Source organism: Pseudomonas sp. MF6776 (assembly GCF_016613125.1).
In the GTDB taxonomy this organism is placed as follows: Bacteria; Pseudomonadota; Gammaproteobacteria; order Pseudomonadales; family Pseudomonadaceae; genus Aquipseudomonas; species Aquipseudomonas iridis.
In genome coordinates this window covers 1-19993 of sequence record NZ_JAENSQ010000030.1, presented here as the reverse complement: position 1 = coordinate 19993, position 19993 = coordinate 1, and the positions used below count along the sequence as shown (strand labels likewise).

Below are 19993 nucleotides of genomic sequence, written 5' to 3'. Positions count from 1 at the left end.
GGCATGCGCCCCACCCACTTTCGGGTGGGTGGGGCAAAAGCTCGGCCACATCCACACAGGACAACGCCATGAACACGCCGACCGCCGCCCTGCTTTGCCTGCTCGCCTTGTGCGCCAGTGCGGGTGTACGCGCCGACGATCTAATGGAGAACGATGACCTCGCGCCCACCAGCATCGACCTCGGCGAACTGCCCCCCCCCGTGGGCCAGCAAGCCCTGATCGAGCAGATCGGCCAGGCCAACGTCGCCCTGCTGCAACAGAACGGTCAATCGCTGCTCGGGCGGATCGTGCAATCGGGCAGCAATCAGGAGGCGTACATCCTGCAACAAGGCAGCGACCTGATGGCTTTGATCACTCAGAACGGTTACGGCAATGCCGCCTCAATCACGCAAAACGGCAACCACAACCGCGCGCAGATTTCGCAAAACGGCAACAACAACGACGCCAGCATCGAGCAGGCGGGCGCGGGGCTGCAAAGCGCCGTGACCCAGTCAGGCAACGGCATGAGCGTCTCGGTCAAGCAATACCGCTAAAGCACTGCAACCCTTTGGAGATTCCATCATGTTCAAATTGACGCCCCTCACCGCCGCGATCCTGGTCATGATCAGTGCCCAGGCCATGGCCGACGACAGCCTCTCCACTCAAAACCAGTCCGGTACCGCCAACATCGCCGATGTGAAGCAGACCGGTGCCCCGTTCAGCAGCGCTACCCAGACCCAACTCGGTCAGGGCAACGACGCTGCTGCCGTGCAAGACACCGCCACCAGTGTTATCACTCAGGACGCGGCCGGTGACTACAACGCCGGTTACGCCGAGCAACTGTTCGAAAACAACAGTGTGATCAACCAGCAACAGGTCGGCGCGTTCAACACCAGCCACGCCAGCCAGTCGCTCGGCTTCGGCGCCGGCAACCAGGCGCTGCAACAGCAGCAAGGCACCGGCAACTTCTCGTTCGTCTATCAGGACTCGCAGAACGGCAGCGAAGGCAAAACCTTGCAGTTCGGCGACAGCAACGAAGCCAACATCGAACAACTCTATGAAGGCAGTGGCAACAGTTCGGTGATCACCCAATACGGCACAGCCAACTACGGCACCGCCGAGCAGGTCCTCCACAACGGCGGGCAGATCGGCATCAACCAGGCCGGCGAAAGTAACTACGTCTACGCCGACCAGCGCAACGGCACTGGCGGCAACATCACCGTCAACCAGTTGGGCAACATGAACGGCAGCGAAGTCTGGCAAGACTCGCAACTGGCCAGCCAAGCCACCATCAACCAATACGGCGACAGCAACGAAACCGTGGTCGACCAAAGCTTCGGCGAAAACAACAACGCCGCCGTCACCCAGATCGGCAACACCAACGCGATCTATGCCGACCAGTTCGAGTCAGTCAACTCGACCCTGGCGCTGTATCAAGTCGGCAACGGCAACGTGCACTTCACCTACCAGAACGGCGACAGCCACGTGCTCAATGCCACCTCCGTGGGCAACGACAACAAGGTCTACGCCAGCAACTGGAAAGGCCCGCAATCCGGCGGCCAATTCGGCAGCAACCAGCGCGCCACCGTCACCCAGGCCGGCACTGGCAACATCGCCAACTTCACCCAGGATGGCGTCGGCCAGATCATGACCACCAGCCAGACAGGCACTGGCAACAAAACTACGGTCAAACAGGCTGATTCCTATAACGAGCTGTATTTTGATCAGAACGGCAGCGACAACATCCTGATCTCCGATCAGCGCGGCACCACCAACCTGATCCAGGGCTCGTCGAACGGCACTGGCAACAGTGCAGAATTCGATCAGTCCGGGACCGGCAACCAGGCGTACACCGCGCAGCTGTATGGCAGCGACAACATGATCACGGTCAAACAGGCTGACACCATGAACGTGGCGTATGTAACGCAAGGCGGGATGGGCAACATTGCCAATGTCGATCAGAGTGGCGTAACGCAAACGGCGAATATTCAGCAGTTTGGGTCGGCTAACCAGGCGAGTGTGTTGCAGCAGTAGGGGTTGGGTGTTGATGAGCCGCGATTCTCTGGTGAAGGGGGTCGCGGTTTTTTTGCGCTGACGTTTGAGTTGCGTCCTACGGAAAACGGAACGTTTTCAGAAATTCGGGGAGTTTTCTGACAAGTTCTGGCGGTTGGCCGTCGGAATTGCAGGCTCTAGGATTTGCCGGGACAACTTGATCCTCATGGAGCTTGGCCTACATGCAATTCATCCAGACAGCGACGACAGCGATACCATTAACGAATAGACTTCGAGGTACCAAACCCGGAGGTTCTATGATCGACCCGCCCTTGATCGACCCACTGTGCCCGGTTGTTTCGGATCTTGATCCCGAGGAGCAGGCTGCGAGTTATGACCGTTGGTTTCGGGCCGAAGTACAGGCCTCTCTCGATGATCCGCGTCCGAGTATTCCCCATGAGCAAGTGATAGAGGAAATGAATGCCTTGATGGAATCAATGCGCAAAAGCGCTGATGCAGATTAAGTGGCGACCCAAGGCCCGGGTCGAACTCTCGAAAATCCTGAAGTACATTGGCGAGCGAAATTTTGTAGCGGCGACTGCACTTCACAAGTCCGTCGTAAAAACTACGTCTGCGCTTTGTTGGCATCCACACCTGTATCGCAAAGGCCGCTCTCCCGGCACTCGAGAGATTGTGGTAAGCCCGAACTATCTCGTCGTTTATCAAGTGGCGGAGCAAATTGAGATTGTGAGCATCTTGTATGCGCGTCAGGAGTACCCTCGACGCGACCCCGGTTAAGATCGCATCCTCGTCTCAACACAAGAAACCTTGCTTCCCTTGGAGGTACGGTTTTTTGATCGTTCCCACGCTCTGCGTGGGAATGCCTCTCGGGACGCTCCACGTTCCAAATTGCGAATTTGACGCAGAGCCTCAGGAGCTGCATTCCCAAGTGGAGCGTGGGAACGATCTAATTAGCCATCCTTCAACTCGACGTGATCCAGCGCTTGATTCACCGCCAGTTCACCCAGCATCACGACTTGTGCGATACCGAGCGCGGTCTTGCGGTGTGAGGGCGGCAGCGAGGCGGCGAAGTTGTTGAGCATTTCACTGGCCGAGCCGAGGGTTTCGCTGGCGTTGGCGAGCAGGGATTCGGTGTTGTACCTGGGATTGGCGAGGTACATGGGTTCCGGCTCGTTGGCGCTGGACATGATGTGGGCGGTGGGATTGAGGTAGAAATCGAGGGCACGGTCGGCGGCTTCGTGGAGTTTTTTGCTGTCGACTGAGGCGTAGGGGGAAGTGGTGTCGGGGGTGGCTTCGGATTCTGGCGGGTTGGGTGTTGGTTTTTTCATGGTCAATCTCCGATCCTGAAGTGGAGCTGGCCCATCCGGTTTCCGAACGAATAGGTGGCAGCTGTACGCAGGCTGGAAACCCGGGGAACGGAGAACCCGGTTGACCCGAAGGTCTCCCGCGCACAGCCGCCATAACGGAGTGCACACAATAAAGGTGCGCAAGCATACGTCATGAAAAGCGCTAATGCGCTCGGTTCACGTCGGGGTTTCCAATCCCGGTCGCTGATTTGGCAGCGACGAACACAGGCTAGAGACCGTACGTCCGACGGACAACCTGAAAACATTGTGGGAAGCTTCCGCGAATTCGAAACACCGTTAAACATCCAGAATTGAAATACGCAAAGGCAGGAGCTGCCGCAGGCTGCGATCTTTTGATTTTTCAAAAGCAAGATCAAAAGATCGCAGCCTGCGGCAGCTCCTACAGGGATGCGTACAACCCAAAGAAATTGGTCGGCTCTGAGGCCGCCATCGCTGGCAAGCCAGCTCCCACAGAAAAACAAAAACAGAACGCACACCGCTACCGCTCCTCACCACTCAACAGGATGAGCGTTAGCTCGGCTGCAGCTTTTGATCTTGATCCACCGGCCCCGTCGGCAGGCTGAGTGGAGGGATTTATCCGGGGGGTGGGAGCGCAGCGACCGTTTGGCGAAGCCAAACACATCGAGAGGAGGTGCAGCGAAGCAAACCGGAGACGATGCGCCCGGATGGATCCCGGAACGAAGGAACCCCGAGCCCCAGCGAGCGGGCCGAACGTTGGGGCAAGCGTTTTTTTGCTTACTTTTTTAGGCGTTTGTAAAAAAAGTGAGTCGCCGTAAGGGCGAAACCCTGGGCAGCCGTTGCCGCAGGAATGGATATGTACTCAGTCAGAAAGAACCCCACCACCTGACAAAAAGCCTTCGCGAGCAGGCTCGCTCCCACAGTTGGAACTGGGTACATCTGCCAGAGATTGGTCGGCTATAAGGCCGCCATCGCTGGCAAGCCAGCTCCCACAGGTTTTGGGGACATTGCCCCGCCAACCTCTGCAAGAACCTGGTCGGCCCAAAGGCCGCCACGTTCACTCGGCCTCAGCCTCCGGATCAACCTTGTTCTGACTCAAATACCGATTCAAAACATCATCCTGCGAAGGCGAAGAACTATCTCCCGCCACCTGCCACAACCGCCGCTCAATCCCCTGGGCCACCATATGCCCCACAGCCGCCTCAATCGCCGACAACACACAAAGCTGCGCCGGCTCGTTAGTCGTGTAACCCACCTCGGCCTCAAGCAACTTCTTGAACTCGATAAACTTGAACACCCCGGCACTGCGCGCCACCGAATAAATCGTCTTGCTGGTCATCACATTCGACAACACCTGCCCGCTACGCACATCCACCGCGCGCAGATTCACGGTCACCTGATCCACCCGATACTCCCGGGAAATATCGATCCCCAGATACCGCGCCCCTTCCCCACCGCTACGCACGTTCGTGTCATAAGCGATGATCCCGCCCTCAAGCATCATGTTCGCCGCCTGCAACGGTGGCAGCTCACCCTGAATATTCACCGGGGTATTGGGCTTCTTCTGCGACGCGCGAATGATCTTGCGTTCAGTCAGCAGGTTCTGCAGCCCTTCACGCTCCAGCACCACAAACCAGCCACTGGCCTGCATCGCGTCCATCAACATCGACGCCGCCCCCTGAGTCACGCTGGTGGAAAAAGAACTGGCAGGCGTCGGCTTGTACTGCCCGGTCTGATCACGGAAACCGTACACCACCGCCATCAAGCGACCCTTGGGCCGCGGCATCTTCAGCAAGTCATAGTAGGTTGACGCCCGTGGTGTCAGGGTCGGGGTTTCGGTGTCCTGCTCGGCCGACATCGGCTCGCGCAGACTGCACCCTTGCAATGTCGCCAACATCAGCCCTAGCGCGATTATTTTTTTCATGTCCAGCACTCCCCGGAACCGTCATCCCGTCATGGGTTGAGGCCGTTCACCTGAATTTCCGAAATTTCACCGGTCACTCGATCGGTCACTTCAATGCTCAGTGCCCCGGAGTCGTCGATGACGTTGACGATAAAAGAGTCAGTGGACAGGCTCCCCGTGTTGCCGGTGGAGATGTTGTCCAGCAACTGCCCTAGCAGTCGCGATTGCAATTGACTGGTGAAGCGCTCCAGCGCCGAAGTGCCGGCCACGCTCGAACGGCTCTTGAGGTCCGGATCGTCGTAATCGTTTTGTGCCTGGGCGTTGTTGAGCAGCCAGGTGCCGTTGAGCGGATTGCCGCCGAACGACGGATTGACCGGCGTGTAGACAAGCTCGGTGGCCTGAGCGGCGGCAACGCTGGCAAGGCCGACCAACAACCCCGAGATCCAGAATCCGCTGCGCCGTGAGAACGTTGTGGTTTTCATAATTCGTCCTTCTCAAGGTCGGTGGTGTCCTGCAACAGTGCCTCCAGCTTGCGCTGGACAACCTGGCGTCGAACCCAGTCGGCGGCCGCATAGGCCTCCTCCTTCAGTTCCACGGTGTTCGGTGGCAGGAAGCGCCGATACACCAGGCGTTGCTGATATTCCACGGTCACCAGGCTGCCCCAGCGCGCGTCGGGGCGCTCGCGCACCACCAGGTTGAAATCCATCGGGCTGGTGTCGCGCAGGCGTTCACTGAACGAGTAATAAAAGTCGTGGCCGATGTGCGAGATCGTGTCGTCGACGATGAAGCCCATCAATTCGTCTTCTTCACTTCCCTGGGCGCAGCACGCCACCACGGTGAGGGCCAGCGCGTACCACCATTGACGAGTCATGGCTGCAACGCCTGCGGCAGGTTCGACTGTCCCTTGGCCGGGCCACTGGTGCCGTCGAGGAAGGCTTTTTCAGCGACGAACTGCCAGTCCGAATAACGCTGCATGCCTTCGAAATCCGACCACTGCGTGGGGAAGCCCGATTGCTTCATCGGCACCTCGGTCGAAGGGCTGTTGAGACCGGTGATGCGCCCGTCAAAACCGCGTTGCAATGCCCATTCGCCCTGGCCGATCGGGTCCGGATAGAGCTGACGCAGATGATGCCGGGCTTCGGGAAAACGCTGATCGTCGAGCAGGTCAGCAAGCTCTTTGGGGTACTGCGCCAGTCCCGGCGAACTGCGGTAGTAGCTGCGCAGCGCCTGGGCGTACTGGGTGCCGACCCAGAGCAATTGCTTCTCGCGATCGCGGCGCGAAGCGGTCGACCACAATTCGCCGGCACTCGCCAGGCCCATGCCCATCACGACGATCAGAAACAGCACGCCCAGGTAGGTGAATCCGCCCTGCTGCGCGTGTTTACCACTCGGAATACTGGCTGCCATCACGCGCCCTCCCGGTAGCACCGCTCTTGATGTCGGCCACGCCGCCCGCCACACCGTCCGGTGGCGCGATCAGCACCCACTGGTCTTTGCGCTCGGTGATCGGATCCAGTGGTGCGTTACGCAAGTAACGTTGTTCGATCAATTGCTCGATGGAGTCGGGATAGCGACCGGTGTCGCCATAGAAGTGATCCAGCGCTTCGCGCATCGCCGACAGGCTTTGGCGCAGCGTGGTTTCCTTCGACGCTTCAAGGCTGTTGAAGTAGCGCGGCAGCGCAATGGTCATCAGCGTGGCGATAATCGCCATCACCACCATCAGCTCCAGCAAGGTAAAACCTTTTTCGCGGCGCATGAGGTTCACCACTCGCGGTAGGCGATGCCGTTGAGGCCCTTGCCGCGGGCGTGGGAATAGACGTCGAAAACGTCCTCGCCATCGCGCGGATTTTGAGCCGAACTGTTGTAGGCACGTATGCCCCAACCCCCTTCGTCATCACGTTTGGCCGGCACCAGCGGATCACTCGGGATACGGCGCAGAAAGTAGAACTTGGCGCCTTTGGCACTGCGCACATCGCGCACGCCTTCGACCAGTACTTTCAGGTTCGGCGGGTAGCCGCTGCTGTTCAGCGACTTCTCGATGTAACCGGCATCGAATGCGCGTTTGTAGGCGTCGATACCGTCGCGAATCTGATACAGCGCGGTGCGCAATTCCTGCTCCTTGCCACGCCGCACCAGGGTCTCGGTCAGCGGCGCGGCCATGCTCGCCAGCAAGCCAATCAGGGCCAGCGTCACCACGACTTCGATCAGGGTGAAACCGCGCTGGGAGGCGTTCATGATCAAGGCTTCTCGACGGTGACACGGGTGGTGGCCACGGCCGACTCACCGACTGCACGCGGCTGTCCGGCAGGCGACGGCATCACGTAGCTCTGCGAACGATCAGGGGCCTGAATGTGCATGCTGGTTTCGGTGCCGGTGGAGAACTCCATGTCCGACGGGCTCTGGTATGGCAGGTTGCGCACGATCCGTGGGGTGATCGATAGCACCAGTTCCGACTTGCCGACGGTGTCCTTGTTGCTGCCGAACAAACGGCCCAGCCCCGGAATATCACCCAGACCCGGAATTTTGTTGCCGGTCGCGCCGTGGTCGTTGCGCATCAGCCCCGCGAGGATCTGAGTTTCGCCGTCGTGCAGTCGCAGCGTGGTCTGCGCGTTGCGGGTGTCGACCTGCACCGGAATCGTGCCCTGGCGGGTCGGTTCCAGCGGCGTGGCGTTACTCACTTCGAGGGCAATCTTGATCGCCACTTCGTTATTCAGGTGCACGGTTGGCTGTACTTCAAGCTTGAGACCGACATCCAGATAAGTGACGCTTTCGGTGATCACCGGGCCCTGAGTCGAGGGTACCGAGGTGGCGCTGATGATCGGCACGCGCTGACCGATGTGGATACGCGCCTGCTCACGGTTGCTGACGCGGATCACCGGGCTTGCCAGGGTATTGATGTCGTTGTCCTGCGCGTTGATCTTGGCTTGCGGCGATGGCGAGATGCTGATGCGGCTGGAGTTGATGCCCTTGAGCTGATCGAGCAAGGTCACCGCCGAGCCGTCGCTGTTGACCACACCGAAAGTGTTGGGCCATTGCAGGCCAAGGTCGAGAATGCGCTGGGTGGCGACTTCCATCACCTCCACTTCGAGCACCACTTCGGGGTTGGACTGGTCTTGTGATTGCAGAAGCTTTTCGGCCATGCGCACGGCATCTTCGCTATCGCGCATGGTCAGGGTGTTGAGGCGTTCGTCGATGAACACGTCGCGGGTCTTGAGCATGGTCTTGACCATGTTCAGCGCGGTGTTGGCGTCAATGCTGGTCAGGTAGAAGGTGCGCATTACCAGTTCCTGGTAATCCTTCACTTTCTGCGGCGAGTCCGGGTAGATCAGCAAGGTGTTTTCGTTGACCACTTTCTGGTGCAACTGGTTTTGTTGCAGCAGCAACGTCACCGCGTCTTCGATGCGCACGTCACGCACGAAGATTGTGGCTTTCATGTCGGGACGCAGGTCTTTGTCGAAGATGAAATTCAGCCCGGCGACCTGCGACAGCACTTCGAAAATGGTCTTGAGGTTGGCGTCGCGAAATTCCAGGGTCACCGGCCGGTCGAGCTTGGTGCGCAGTTGCGGATAGGCAATCACGTTGCGGCTCTGCACCAGACGAATGTTGCCTTGCAGCTCCAGCGCGCCGTCGTTTTTCGGGTCGAGTTCGAGGATCTGTTTGACCTGGCGGTCGGCGCCGTAGATGTCGCCGCGACGCAGGTCACCCCGGGCCAGTTCGAGCTTCTCGTCCATGCTGCGCAGGTACTCGAGCTGACGCAGCGCATCCTGGGCGCGGCGGTTGTTCGGCTCGATGGTCAGCACGCGGCTGTAAGCCGTGCGGGCCGAGACGAAATCGCGGCGTGAGCGGTCGGTGTCGCCCGAGGTCAGCAGTGCGGTGATTGCCTTGGCTCGGCCGCTGTTGAGCAGCAGGTGCAGTTCGGTATCCCGCGGGTTCTCGCGCAAGCCTTCCTCGACCCGAGCCAGACCCGCTTCGTACTGCCCCTGATCAATCAAGTCGGCGGCTTCCTTGTTGGCCACTTGCGCGGAGCTGCACGCGGTCAGCCCCGCACACAGGCCAAGGCTCATCAGCAAACGGGATCGGTTCATTGCGTACTCCCCACAGACAAGGTCTGCGACAAATGCAAAGGCAGGTAGACCAGACTCAGTTCCAGATCGGAAATGCCGGTGATCTTCCAGGTGTCGTCGATCACATCCCCGTTGCGCACGACGTAGATTTTTTCGCCGTTCTGCAAAAACACCTGCAGGTCGCTGCGGTCATGCAGCTTGCCAACGAACTGAAACGGCACCGGTGGCAGGCTCGGGGCTTGCACCACGGGTGTAAGGTTGACGGCTGTTTCGGTGACCGTGGCCAGGGTTGGCGCGGCCTTCCACGATTTCCCGGCGAACAGATCGCCCGCTGGGGTGAGGTCTTTGATGGCCGCTGTTTTGGCCTTTGTGGTGCTGGCCGGCAAGGCGCCACGGGCGGCGGTTTTCGCTGGGGTGGCCATGGCAATATCAGTCGAATCCGCGTCGTCGCTCGGCGAGAAATATTCCGGCAACCAGGCCAGCGCGGCCGTCACGCCGAAGAACGCCACCCAACCCGTCACGCGCTTGGTATTCATCACGACCTCGACAGATAAAGGGTCATACGGATCCGGCCGTTGAGGTCGGTGTCGCCAATCTTCTTGCGTTGAAACTCGACGTCTTCCACCACCACCGCCGGCAACTGGCCGAGCAAGGCATGCAGGAAGCGGCGCAGTTGCGGGTAACTGCCGCGCACCGGCAAGAGGATCTGATAACGCGCCAGATGGGTTTTCGGATCGATGCCGAGGGCGTACTCACCGCGCGCCAGGGTGATGTGTTCTTGCGCCGCAAGGGCGTAGATGCGGTCGATGGCCACGGTGGCCTGGGGCTGCGCCGGCAGTTTGTTGCGAAAATCATCGAGTTGGCGTTGCGGCACCACCGGCGGCGCGATGCTGCCGTCCTCGACCTTGGCCAGGTAGGCACTGGCTTCCTGCGTCTGTTGGCTGAGGTGCTGCAACGATTGCCAGCCCGGCAGCAAGCCGCCCAGTGCCCAGGCCAATGCGATCAATACCAGCGCCAGCCCGGCCAGGCCCGGCAGGCCGAGGCCTTGCAGATACTCGTGAACGATCAGTCTAGGGATTCGCATCGCCAATCTCCCAAGTCGCCGACAGGTTGAACTGCACCGGTTGTTCCGGCGACTTGACGACGATTTCATGGCTGAGCAACGACACGTCGGACAGCTCGTCACTGGCCTCCAGGCGCTTGTGGAAATCCAGCATCGCCGGCAGATCACGCGCTTCAGCGCTGATCCGCACTTGCCCCTTGCGTGCATCCGGGGTCAGGGTCAGCAAGGCAATGTCGTCGCGCGGCATGCTTTCGAGCATCGCAAACAGACGCTCCCAAGGGCGGCGCAACTGCTGCGAAACCTTGCGCATTTCAGCGAGATTCTGTGCTTGCTCGCGGGTTTCAGCCGGGCTGAGACTGGTCTTGGCGACGCTGTCGCCGGTGAGCTGGCGCTGGGTGGTTTGCAGGTGCCCCTGCTGCAGTTCGGCTTGTGCATCGAGATGCTGTTGCACGCCCAGACACAGCAGCGCCAACAACACACCGCCGCCGAGCAGGCTCCAGCCCAACGGGCCGGAACGTGGGCGTGGCTGAAAGTCGAGATTCAGGGCGCGCATGTCAGGCCACCGCCCGGGACATGACGTACAAGCCGTCACGCACGGTCATCGAGTTGTCTTCAAGGGTGCGCAATTGCACGCCCGCCACTTGCGGCTGCGCATCAAGGCGCGCCGGTGCATGCAGATAAACGTTGAAGACGCGTTCGCTGGTCGACGCCTGCAATTGCCGTTCGCGGCCGATCAAGGCATTGAGCGCTGCGTCGCTGTCGCTGCCGCCCACCGAACGCACGCCGGCCCAGCGCCCTTCCCGCGCCAGCAGCAGGACGCTGCGTTGCGGTTCGGCGACGACGAACAAAAAGTCGCCAGCCTCAAGGCTTTTGTCGAAACGATTGAACGCCGTCATCAGATACGGCTGCACCGAATGCAGGCGCAGACGCCGACCGCTGACCAAGGCCCGCAGGCGATCAAGCAAGTCTTGCGGCAAGGCGCTGGCGATGCGGTCGCACCCTGCCGGTTCGGCGGACAGCACTAACCCCCAGGTTTGCGTCGGCGCGCCGAACAGGTCTTCGAAACACAGTTGTGCGAAGCCGCGCAGTTCCTCAGGGCTGCTGATATGCGCGCTCCACGGCACCAGACAGAACCGGCAGAAGTGGCTGGAAATCACCACGCTCAACTCGGCACCGGCGCGGGCATGCTCACCGAGCAGACGGTCCAGAGTATCCAGCGCCACCGCGTAGCTCTGGAAGCCTTCGTCGATGTAGCCGACGCTGCCCAGCCACAGGGTGTCGCTGCCCCGCCGCTGCCCCAGGCCGACACCGCTGGCGCCGAGCACGGCGACAAATTGATCACGCGATAAAAGTGACACGATTGATCTCCTCCAGCGTGGTCCGACCTTGCTCCACCAGCTCCAGCGCCGATTCGCGCAACAGGCGCAAACCACGGGCACACGCCAGGGCTTTGATTTTGGTAATCGGTTGGCGCTCGACGATCATCTGGCGCAGTTCGTCGTCCAGGTGCAGCAGCTCGGCAATCGCCGTGCGCCCGCGGTAACCGCTGCCCCGGCAGTGGCCGCAGCCTTTGCCGTGGACGAAGTGGTAGTGATCGACTTTTTGTGGATCAAGGCCAGAAGCGCGCAGTTCTTCATCGCTGGGGTTGACCGGCGTGCTGCAACTGGCGCACACCAGTCGAATCAGGCGTTGCGCGAGAATCGCGTTGAGCGCCGAGACCAGGCTGTAGGGGTCGATTTCCATTTGGGTGAAGCGGCCAATCACGTCGAACACGTTGTTGGCGTGGATGGTGGTGAACACCAGGTGACCGGTGAGTGCCGATTGCACGGCAATCTGTGCGGTGTCCGGGTCGCGGATTTCACCGACCATGATCTTGTCGGGGTCGTGACGCAGGATCGAGCGCAGACCACGGGCGAAGGTCAGGCCTTTTTTCTCGTTGACCGGAATCTGCAGGACGCCGGGCAACTGGTATTCGACCGGGTCTTCGATGGTGATGATCTTGTCCACACCGTGGTTGATCTCGGTGATCATCGCGTACAGCGTGGTGGTCTTGCCGCTGCCGGTGGGGCCGGTCACCAGCACCATGCCGTAGGGTTCGGCGGCGAGACGACGGAGCTGGCGCAGCGTTTCGTCTTCAAAGCCCAGCGCCTGCAATTGCACGCCGCAGACCTTGTCGGCCAGATCCTGTTTGTCGAGCACCCGCAACACCGCGTCTTCGCCAAAGATGCTCGGCATGATCGACACGCGAAAGTCGATCTGCCGGCCACTGATGCCGATCTTGAAACGGCCGTCCTGCGGTACGCGCTTCTCGCCAATATCCAGTTCGGCCATGACTTTGACCCGCGAGATCACCTGCTCGGCGAACTCGGCACCCTGAACCTTACTGATGTTGTTGAGCACGCCGTCGATGCGGTATTTGATCACCAGACCGTGGCCGGTGGTGCCGAGATGGATGTCACTGGCGTGCATTTTCAGCGCGTCGTAGAGGGTCGAGTTGACCAGTTTCACCACGCTGCTGGCGTCTTCGCTGATGCTGGTCAGGGACAGGCTTTGCAGGGTGTCGATTTCGTTATGGGTGTCGCCCTGGGCGTTCAGCGATTCGACGGCGTGGAAGCTTTCTTCATGACGGGCCAGATAGGCCTTGAGGTCGTCGGCGTGCACCAGATACAGCGGCGCGCCGTGCAGGCAGTCGTCAATCCAGGCCAGCCGCGCGGGGTCAAAGGGGTCGGCGAACACACCGATGACTTCGTCGTTGTGGCGCAGCAGGATGAATTCACGCTTGAGGCATTGTGCGAGGGTGACCCGGTCAAATACCGGTGTCGCGGCAAACAGGCTGTCGGTGTCGAGCACCGGGTAATGCAGGGTCGCGCCGAGGCAAGCAATGAACGGCATTGGCGCCAGTTCGCAGAGCACGCCGAGCGCATCCAGCACCCGTTCGCCGGAACCGGCGGCCCGCGTCCGGGCCTGGGACAGTTGTTCACTTGAAAAACTGGATGCAACGCTTTGCACAACCTGCGGTTCGACGACAACGGACAGACGATCCATGGCTTGCTCTCCAACACCCGGGGCTTGAGGCCCTGACGGCGCGGGAGGCAATTGCGGCGAGTGCCGGAACGTCTATCGCGCCATTACTCCCCGGTGAGCATTTGATCGTCGTCCGGTGCCAGGGTCGCCAACCTGTTTCTTCGGCGATCCGCCAGCACCCAACTGCCATCGTACAACTGCAACGGGAAGCTCTCGGTCCTGCTCTGGCGTCGTTCGACGAAGCCCTCCGAAGGGCTCGCACCGGGTTTCGCTTCGCGCTGGATGCCCAGAAGGTCGCAGACAGCTCGGGCCAGTTCCGCCAATGGAAACGGTTTGAACAGGATGTGGCTGACGTCCAGTTGCCGCGCCCGCTCACAGACTTCAGCGGTCGGGTGACCCGTTATCAGCACAAAATGGCACGTCCTGTTCTGGCGGACCGCGTCGAGCACCTCAAAGCCTTCCATATCGGGCAAGCGGTAATCGAACACCAACACTTGGGGAGCGAACGTCTCGGCCAGGCCGATACCCGTCGCGCCGTCATGTGCAATCCGGACATCCAGCCCTTGCGCCGACAGATAATCCTGCAGGTTCTGTGCAAGCAGCTGTTCGTCTTCGACAACCAGTACTTTGTTAACCAAGGTCGACTCCTTGAAACCTGCAAGTCCGAAAACTGAACCCGCTGAAGTGCGCCTTACAATGGCTAACGCACAGTTCATGCCAGGCTGAGTGCCGGTAAATTTAAGTCTTCATGTCCTTGAATTTAATGACAATGCCCGCTCGTCCCGGTACCCCGTTCCCCAGAAACGGAGAAGCACCTGAATGGGCATCGAAGCCATTCCCCACTATTGGGGGGGAACCTTCAATCGTCGTCAATTCGTTCAATCCTGTTCTGCGCCCGTAATTGCGCGAGCACCTGGCGACGAGCCTGGGCCTGTTGCTGCCGGGCGAGCTGCGCCCGAGCCGAATCAAGTCCCTGCAAATCTGGGACATCGCCCACCTCCAAGTGGTTCGCCACATAGATCAAATGCCAGCCGAATGGCGAACGTACCGCATCACTGGCGAAGATCGCGCCATCAATGATGGAAGCGCGCATCTTCATCAAGCGTAGACGCGCCGCCGCATCCGTGGCGGCATCCGCTTGCGGCTCGACCCGAACCAGCAGGTGCCGCGGCTGCAAAGTGTTGGCGCGGATCAGTTGGGCGAACATTTGCTGCGCGGCCAGCTCACGGCGGGTGTACTCGGTGAACGAGGCTTCATCGAAACCGGCATCCTGCAAGCGCCGCACGAATCGCTCGTTACCGCCGATGGCCTGGCGGGTTTGCTCGACTTGCTGCTGCACCCTTTGGTCATCGATTGTCAGGCCGCGCTTGCGCGATTCCTGCCAAAGCAGTTCCTTGTCGATCAGCGCATCGAGTGCGGCGTGACGCAGCTGTTTATAGGCCCTGGGGCTGCGAATGCTCGCCACCGCGCGGCCCTGATCCTCGAGGTATTCGGCAAAAAATCGCTCAAGACGAAACTCGGAAATCTCTTCGCCATTGACCCGCGCAGCCGCCGGGCCATTACTGGCGAACGCCATCGGCAACCAGCATGTCAGCACTAATAACAGCATCTTGAGCTTCATGAGCAGAGCCTCCATTCAGGGGCTGGCGACAATCGGTTTGTAGGGTGCAACCAGATAGAAACGCTGATCGGGCAGATCCACGGTGACCACATGTGCGCCGCTCAAGCCCAGACGTCGTCCGGGGCCGAAACTGATGCGCGGGGTCAGGCCGGTGTCGAAGTCGTGCAGGCCTTCCAGCGCTGCCACCAGTTTCTCGCGGCTGGCGTCACGGCCGGCCTGCTTCATGCCTTCGCCGAGCAGCAACATCGAGGCATAAGCACCGACTTGCAGCACCGCATGCTGGGCGCCGAGGCCTTGATGCTCGCGCAGCAGCGTCAGGGCCATGCGTCCGGTCTGGGTCCAGTCGCTGGGAACGAAGGGATAGGCGAGAAACACCCGCCGTGAAAATCCTTCCGGCACTTGCAGCAGATCCCCGGCCACCTGGCTCGACGCCGCGAACAGATACGGCACCTGCCCGGCACGCTGCAAACCCGCCGCCAAATGGCTGAAGCCGCCGCCGCTGCCCAGGTAGAACACCGAGCGCGAGCCCAGCGGCAACCTGTCACCTGTCGGGTCGTAGGTCTGAATCTGGACGTTCTGCCAGCCGTTCCTGTGCAGATACTCGCCAAGCACTTTGGCTGTCTGCGCCTGCGCAGGGTCGTCGGGATAAGCGATGAGTGTCGGCCCTTGCAACACGCGCAGGCTGGCGGTCGCGTAATCGGCCAGAGCGATCAGCTGTTCACGCAAGCCCGGCAACGGCTCGAAAATTTGTGGGCTGGCCTGCACCGCTCCGAGCAACGACAACGTGCCGATCAGCGGCACGCCAGCCTGTTCCAGCCGCAGGGCCAGTTCGCTGCCCAATGCCGGGGCCATCGGCGCGATCAGAGCGAACACTTGTTCATCGTCGATCAGCCGTTTAAGCGCTTGTTCGGCGCTGGCGCGATCAACGCCAGGATCGGCGATGGTCAGGCGCAATTGCCGGCCATGAATCCCGCCAGCCTCATTGATCCGCGCCACACTGCCGTTGAGCACCGCTGCGACCGTCGCGCCCTCCTCGGCCAAGGGCCCCTGGCTGGGCAGCAAAGTGCCCAGATGCAAGGTCTCGGCATCGAGGCCGGGGTCGCGTTCATCGGCAAGGCGTTTGAGGTAGGCAGTGAGATTGCGCTGATCCTTCATCGACAGCACAAAGCGCGGCATGCTCGGGTCGAGGCGGTTGTTGCCGGGGTCGCGGCCCTGCTGAATGACTGTCGCAAGGCTTGCATCGTTGTAGGCCGGATAGTTGCGGCCGTTGACCTGTTGCTGGCCGTAAGTGCTGGTCAGCCGCGACCAACTCAACTCAGGCGGACGCACTCCGCCTTCGGGCCGGCCGAGGCCATCGGCGCCATGACAATTGGCGCACGGCAGACTGGTGGCCGGCAGCAACATATCCGCCGCGCCGACCCGCGCCATGATCGCTTCACCGCTGGCCGACAGGCCTTCACGGTACAGGCGCTTGCCGGCCGCCTCCTCCGGCGTCAGCGGCAATGCCGCCACGCCGAGGCTGACGCTCGCAAGCAGGATCAGGGCGAGGACATGGGCGCTGTTCATGGCGCGGGCTCAGCGACCGGCCACGGGCATTGTCAGCAACTGCAGGCGCTGGGCAATGGCGGCGGCCGGAGCATCGGGGCGAATCTTGCTCCAGCGTTTGTTGGCGACATCGCCGACGATCAACTGTGTGGAATGTTGCTCAGGCGTCGGCACGATCTGGCCGATACGGCTCAGCACCAGGTCCATCTGCGCCTTGTCGCCGGTGAGAAAAAGCCAATGAGGGTCATCGGAACCCTGCTTCAAGGTGTAAGCCTTGAGCACCGCCGGCGTGTCGCGCAGCGGATCACTGGTAAGGGAAATGAAGGTGATGTCGTCGGCCTTGTCCCCGAGCAGCTCGCGGACTTCCTTGAGCTTGCGCGTGATCAAAGGGCAGGCGTCGTTGCAACTGGTGAAAATCACGTTGAGCAGCACCACGCGGTTTTGCAGTGCATCACTGTAAAAGCGCAGGGTTTCGCCGTGCTGATTTTGCAGCGGCGTATCGGTGAACCAGGCTTGCGCGTCGTGGGTACCCTTGGCGGGTGCGGCGGCAACTGCGGCTGGTGGCTCGGTTGCATGCTCCTCGTGGGCGAACGCGACATTGCTGAACACCCAGAAACACACGGTCAGAGAGATCCAGTCGAGCATTCTCATGGCTGTTGCTCCATGGCGATGGCGGTGTGTTTGGCATGAGTGCGCTGGCCGCTGAGTTTCTCGACTTCCTTGGCCAGCACTGTCGGGTCGGTGAAGCCGTAGTAGCGCATCCAGTGACGGCTGTTGCCGTCGCCGACGAGGATCAGCGGCTGATGGTTCTTCAGGTCGCCGCTGAAACTGCCCAAACCCTTGAGGGTTTCATTGATCGATTGTGGCGAACCGGTCAGCCAGCTCCAGCCCGGGCCTTTCTGGAACGCGCGGGCGTAATCCTGTAAGCGCTTGGGGTCGTCGCGTTGCGGATCGATGCTGATCGACACCAACTGCACTTCGTTGCCAACCCGTGCGCCGAGCTGTTTCTGCACCTTGCCCATAATCGATGAGACCACCGGGCAGACCGTGGTGCAGCTGGTGTAGATGAAGCTGATGACGACGATTTTGTCCTGCACCAGATCTTGCTCCAGACGCACGGTTTTGCCGTTCTGATCAAGCAGTGGCACGTTGGCGAATTTCACCTGGGCGTGTTCCTGCGTGTTGCGGGCGGGCGCGGTGTGGCCGGCGTGTTCATCCGCCGAATGCGCCTGGACTTGCTGGACGCTGACGGCCAGCAGACACAGGCTGAGCAAGCCACGGGAAGTGATGTGTTTCATGGCGATGTCCTCTTCACTGATTCTGGCCGGGGGTTACCCGAACACTGGCAAATGTTTTGTCATCGAACCCGGCACCGAGCGATGCGGCGCGCACATGCAGATACCAGGCGCCGCTGCGGTCGAGGGTCACCGGCGCTTCGTACACGCCATCGGCGACTTCCTGCGCGGCCACTTCGCGGGGGTGTGAAGTCGGCGCGAGGAAGTAGCGCAACTGCACATCCTTGACGCCGCTGCGCTGGATTTTCTGCTTGCCCTGGACGATGCGAAAACGCACCACGTAAGGGTCGTTGAGCGCTACGGCGGTCTTGTCCAGAAGGAACTCGACCTTTGGCGCGCCGACATGTTTTTCCGGCGCACCGTCTGGTTCGATCTGCGCGGTGAAGCAATGGATGATGTTCGGTTGATTGATCAGGAATGCCACGTCGAAACGCCCCGTCGCCGGCAGTTTCACTCGCGCGCTGTACAGCCCCGGCGAGACCTCGCGCAGGCTGCGGTCGATGACCATGGCGGCACGGGCGATCTGCCCGCGATTGGGATAACCGGACATCGGCGCGTTCATGCCTTCGGCGTAGAAATAGGTGGTGTTGTCCACCGGGTTGACCACAAACACCGCGTTGTCATCGCGCGACACTGCAAGGCTTGAGGCGAGCGGCAAGTCCCCGGCCATGCGCGGCGGTTGCGGGCCGGCTTCGAAGCCTTGGCTGATCGGCTGGCGGCCCTCACCGAGGGAGGCCAGGTTGATCATGGTGACTTTTGGCGAGGCCAGTCCGCGCACGTAGGCGTAGGCCTTGGTGAACACCACTTGGTAGGGTTCGGCGGACACGTCCAGGTCATGGATCGCTGCATCGGTGGAGGCATCAATCACCGTCGCACGGTTTTCCACGGTGTTGAGCACCACACCGAAACGCCCGTCGGCGCTGAAGCCCATCGGGCCGAGGCCTTGCTGCAATTTGATCACGCGGCGCACGCGGTGGCTGGCACTGTCGACCACAGTCACCGTGCCGTCCTTGCCATCGGCCACATACACCGCGCCGGACAATGGCGAGTACGCGACCGACAGCGGGCCGGAGCCGGTCTTGATTTGCTCGACGATGCTCAGGCTGGCGACATCGACCACGCTCAGGGTGCCGTCGTCGCGGTTGCTGACAAAGGCAAAACGGCTGTCCTTGCTGAAGGTTATTTCGTGGTGACCGAGGCCGGTCGCCAGATGCTTGAGCGGTTTCAGGCTTTGCGCATCGATCACGGTGACGCCGGATTCGTCGGGTTTGGCGGCATTGTTGCCGACCCACAACAGGCGCTCATCCGGTTGCAACGCCACGCGCACCGGTTGGCTGCCGGCGTTGATCGAGTCGATGACCTTGAATTGTTCGCTGTCGATCACCGCCACTTCGCCCGCCGCTGGCATCGAAATGAACACACGTTTGTTGTCTTTGGGCGTGACCCAATCCATCGGCGATTGCTTGAGTTCGATGCGCGCCAGGGTGCTGGTGATCCCGCCGACCGATACCGAAGGATCGACCACCGCCACACTGGCATCGCGGTTCATCACCAGCAGGAAATAGCTGTTGAGGTCCAGTAGTGGCCGCGCGCCGATGTTCGATTTGAGATACACTCCGACCCGCGATTTGCAACTCTTGTCGCGGCCCTGGGCCTGATCGGCGGCCAGCGCCTGCGCATCGATCCACGCCCCCGGTGCAACACCGGACAACGGCTGGCCCGATGCGCTGTCGGTGACGCGGAACTGCACGTCGGCAAACTCGCCTTCACGCAGATTACCGTCGGCGGCCAATGGCTTGAGATCGAAATCCACCGCCACGCCGTCGCGGTTCAACTTCTGACTCGCGCCGGCTTGCGCCAGCGCAATCTCACTCAGCGTCAGCACCGCCCCGGCCATGGCCAGGGTGCAAATCCCGATGATGTTGATGATCCTCATCTAGCTCTCCCCTACCTCTTTACCTGGCAAAAAACCGCCCCCCATGTGGGAGCGAGCCTGCTCGCGAAAGCATCTTCAGCCTCACCCTCAAAAACCGAGTTGCTCCCATTCGCGAGCAGGCTCGCTCCCACAAGGAATTTGCATACATCCCACTTCCTCATGCCAACCACTGCCCCCAGTGGGAGCGAGCCTGCTCGCGAAAGCATCTTCAGCCTCACCCTCAAA

General features: G+C 60.8%; 24 protein-coding genes. 5 read left to right on the top strand and 19 right to left on the bottom strand.

Annotated elements, in window-relative coordinates:
- Positions 1-68 precede the first annotated feature (68 nt).
- The 4 genes from JJD74_RS24945 (at position 69) to JJD74_RS24930 (ending at position 2769) form a co-directional block, all read left to right on the top strand.
- Entirely contained in the window at positions 69-533 is a 465-nt protein-coding gene (locus JJD74_RS24945; RefSeq protein WP_042559788.1) for a curlin, read from the top strand.
- Positions 534-561: 28 nt separating this feature from the next.
- Positions 562-2013 (top strand): curlin, encoded by a 1452-nt coding sequence (locus JJD74_RS24940; RefSeq protein WP_042559789.1) that lies wholly within the window; start codon positions 562-564, stop codon positions 2011-2013.
- A 275-nt stretch (positions 2014-2288) separates the two neighbouring features.
- On the top strand, positions 2289-2495 hold the full coding sequence (gene relB, locus JJD74_RS24935) for a type II toxin-antitoxin system RelB family antitoxin (protein WP_200617029.1): 207 nt from the start codon (positions 2289-2291) through the stop codon (positions 2493-2495).
- Positions 2485-2769: a type II toxin-antitoxin system RelE/ParE family toxin gene (locus JJD74_RS24930; protein ID WP_200617028.1), complete on the top strand. Its 285-nt coding sequence runs from the start codon at positions 2485-2487 to the stop codon at positions 2767-2769. The genes relB and JJD74_RS24930 overlap by 11 nt, the downstream gene beginning before the upstream one ends.
- Before the next feature lie 173 nt (positions 2770-2942).
- Here JJD74_RS24930 and JJD74_RS24925 read toward each other — a convergent pair whose 3' ends face one another.
- Positions 2943-3320: a DUF6124 family protein gene (locus JJD74_RS24925; protein WP_115146750.1), complete on the bottom strand. Its 378-nt coding sequence runs from the start codon at positions 3318-3320 to the stop codon at positions 2943-2945.
- A gap of 329 nt (positions 3321-3649) precedes the next feature.
- Here JJD74_RS24925 and JJD74_RS24920 point away from each other — a divergent pair, with 329 nt between their 5' ends.
- Positions 3650-3922, top strand: coding sequence for a hypothetical protein (locus JJD74_RS24920; RefSeq protein WP_200617027.1), 273 nt, complete (start codon positions 3650-3652; stop codon positions 3920-3922).
- A gap of 452 nt (positions 3923-4374) precedes the next feature.
- On the opposite strand, the gene JJD74_RS24915 is transcribed toward JJD74_RS24920, so the two are convergent.
- The 18 genes from JJD74_RS24915 to JJD74_RS24830 form a co-directional block, all read right to left on the bottom strand.
- Positions 4375-5241 (bottom strand): CsgG/HfaB family protein, encoded by an 867-nt coding sequence (locus tag JJD74_RS24915; protein ID WP_200617026.1) that lies wholly within the window; start codon positions 5239-5241, stop codon positions 4375-4377.
- A gap of 29 nt (positions 5242-5270) precedes the next feature.
- Positions 5271-5702: a curli assembly protein CsgF gene (locus JJD74_RS24910; protein ID WP_042559794.1), complete on the bottom strand. Its 432-nt coding sequence runs from the start codon at positions 5700-5702 to the stop codon at positions 5271-5273.
- Positions 5699-6091, bottom strand: coding sequence for a curli production assembly/transport protein CsgE (gene csgE, locus JJD74_RS24905; RefSeq protein ID WP_200617025.1), 393 nt, complete (start codon positions 6089-6091; stop codon positions 5699-5701). Before csgE ends, JJD74_RS24910 begins: the two co-directional genes overlap by 4 nt.
- On the bottom strand, positions 6088-6627 hold the full coding sequence (locus JJD74_RS24900; protein WP_042559796.1) for a type II secretion system protein: 540 nt from the start codon (positions 6625-6627) through the stop codon (positions 6088-6090). The genes csgE and JJD74_RS24900 overlap by 4 nt, the downstream gene beginning before the upstream one ends.
- Complete coding sequence (locus JJD74_RS24895; RefSeq protein ID WP_007919395.1) at positions 6602-6976, bottom strand: type II secretion system protein; 375 nt, start codon at positions 6974-6976, stop codon at positions 6602-6604. The genes JJD74_RS24900 and JJD74_RS24895 overlap by 26 nt, the downstream gene beginning before the upstream one ends.
- 5 nt (positions 6977-6981) lie before the next feature.
- A complete protein-coding gene (locus JJD74_RS24890; RefSeq protein WP_200617024.1) occupies positions 6982-7455 on the bottom strand; it encodes a type II secretion system protein in 474 nt (157 codons plus the stop codon).
- Positions 7456-7457: 2 nt separating this feature from the next.
- A complete protein-coding gene (locus JJD74_RS24885; protein WP_115146747.1) occupies positions 7458-9305 on the bottom strand; it encodes a secretin N-terminal domain-containing protein in 1848 nt (615 codons plus the stop codon).
- Positions 9302-9820 (bottom strand): hypothetical protein, encoded by a 519-nt coding sequence (locus JJD74_RS24880; RefSeq protein WP_200617023.1) that lies wholly within the window; start codon positions 9818-9820, stop codon positions 9302-9304. Before JJD74_RS24880 ends, JJD74_RS24885 begins: the two co-directional genes overlap by 4 nt.
- Positions 9820-10368 (bottom strand): GspMb/PilO family protein, encoded by a 549-nt coding sequence (locus JJD74_RS24875; protein ID WP_042559800.1) that lies wholly within the window; start codon positions 10366-10368, stop codon positions 9820-9822. Before JJD74_RS24875 ends, JJD74_RS24880 begins: the two co-directional genes overlap by 1 nt.
- Positions 10355-10900: a PilN domain-containing protein gene (locus tag JJD74_RS24870; RefSeq protein ID WP_200617022.1), complete on the bottom strand. Its 546-nt coding sequence runs from the start codon at positions 10898-10900 to the stop codon at positions 10355-10357. Before JJD74_RS24870 ends, JJD74_RS24875 begins: the two co-directional genes overlap by 14 nt.
- A 1-nt stretch (position 10901) precedes the next feature.
- Positions 10902-11705 (bottom strand): hypothetical protein, encoded by an 804-nt coding sequence (locus tag JJD74_RS24865; protein ID WP_200617021.1) that lies wholly within the window; start codon positions 11703-11705, stop codon positions 10902-10904.
- Positions 11686-13392, bottom strand: coding sequence for a GspE/PulE family protein (locus tag JJD74_RS24860; RefSeq protein ID WP_115146743.1), 1707 nt, complete (start codon positions 13390-13392; stop codon positions 11686-11688). The genes JJD74_RS24865 and JJD74_RS24860 overlap by 20 nt, the downstream gene beginning before the upstream one ends.
- Positions 13393-13475: 83 nt before the next feature.
- Positions 13476-14009 (bottom strand): response regulator, encoded by a 534-nt coding sequence (locus JJD74_RS24855; protein ID WP_042559804.1) that lies wholly within the window; start codon positions 14007-14009, stop codon positions 13476-13478.
- Between the two features lie 221 nt (positions 14010-14230).
- On the bottom strand, positions 14231-14992 hold the full coding sequence (locus JJD74_RS24850) for a SurA N-terminal domain-containing protein (RefSeq protein ID WP_200617020.1): 762 nt from the start codon (positions 14990-14992) through the stop codon (positions 14231-14233).
- Between the two features lie 15 nt (positions 14993-15007).
- Positions 15008-16558, bottom strand: a complete 1551-nt coding sequence (locus tag JJD74_RS24845; protein ID WP_115146741.1) for an ABC transporter substrate-binding protein — start codon at positions 16556-16558, stop codon at positions 15008-15010.
- Positions 16559-16567: 9 nt separating this feature from the next.
- Positions 16568-17188, bottom strand: coding sequence for an SCO family protein (locus JJD74_RS24840; protein ID WP_115146740.1), 621 nt, complete (start codon positions 17186-17188; stop codon positions 16568-16570).
- Positions 17185-17835 carry an SCO family protein gene (locus JJD74_RS24835; RefSeq protein ID WP_200617019.1) on the bottom strand — a complete coding sequence of 217 codons (651 nt, stop codon included), beginning with the start codon at positions 17833-17835 and terminating at the stop codon, positions 17185-17187. The genes JJD74_RS24840 and JJD74_RS24835 overlap by 4 nt, the downstream gene beginning before the upstream one ends.
- Positions 17836-17848: 13 nt before the next feature.
- Positions 17849-19729 (bottom strand): cytochrome D1 domain-containing protein, encoded by a 1881-nt coding sequence (locus JJD74_RS24830; protein ID WP_442793290.1) that lies wholly within the window; start codon positions 19727-19729, stop codon positions 17849-17851.
- Positions 19730-19993 lie beyond the last annotated feature (264 nt).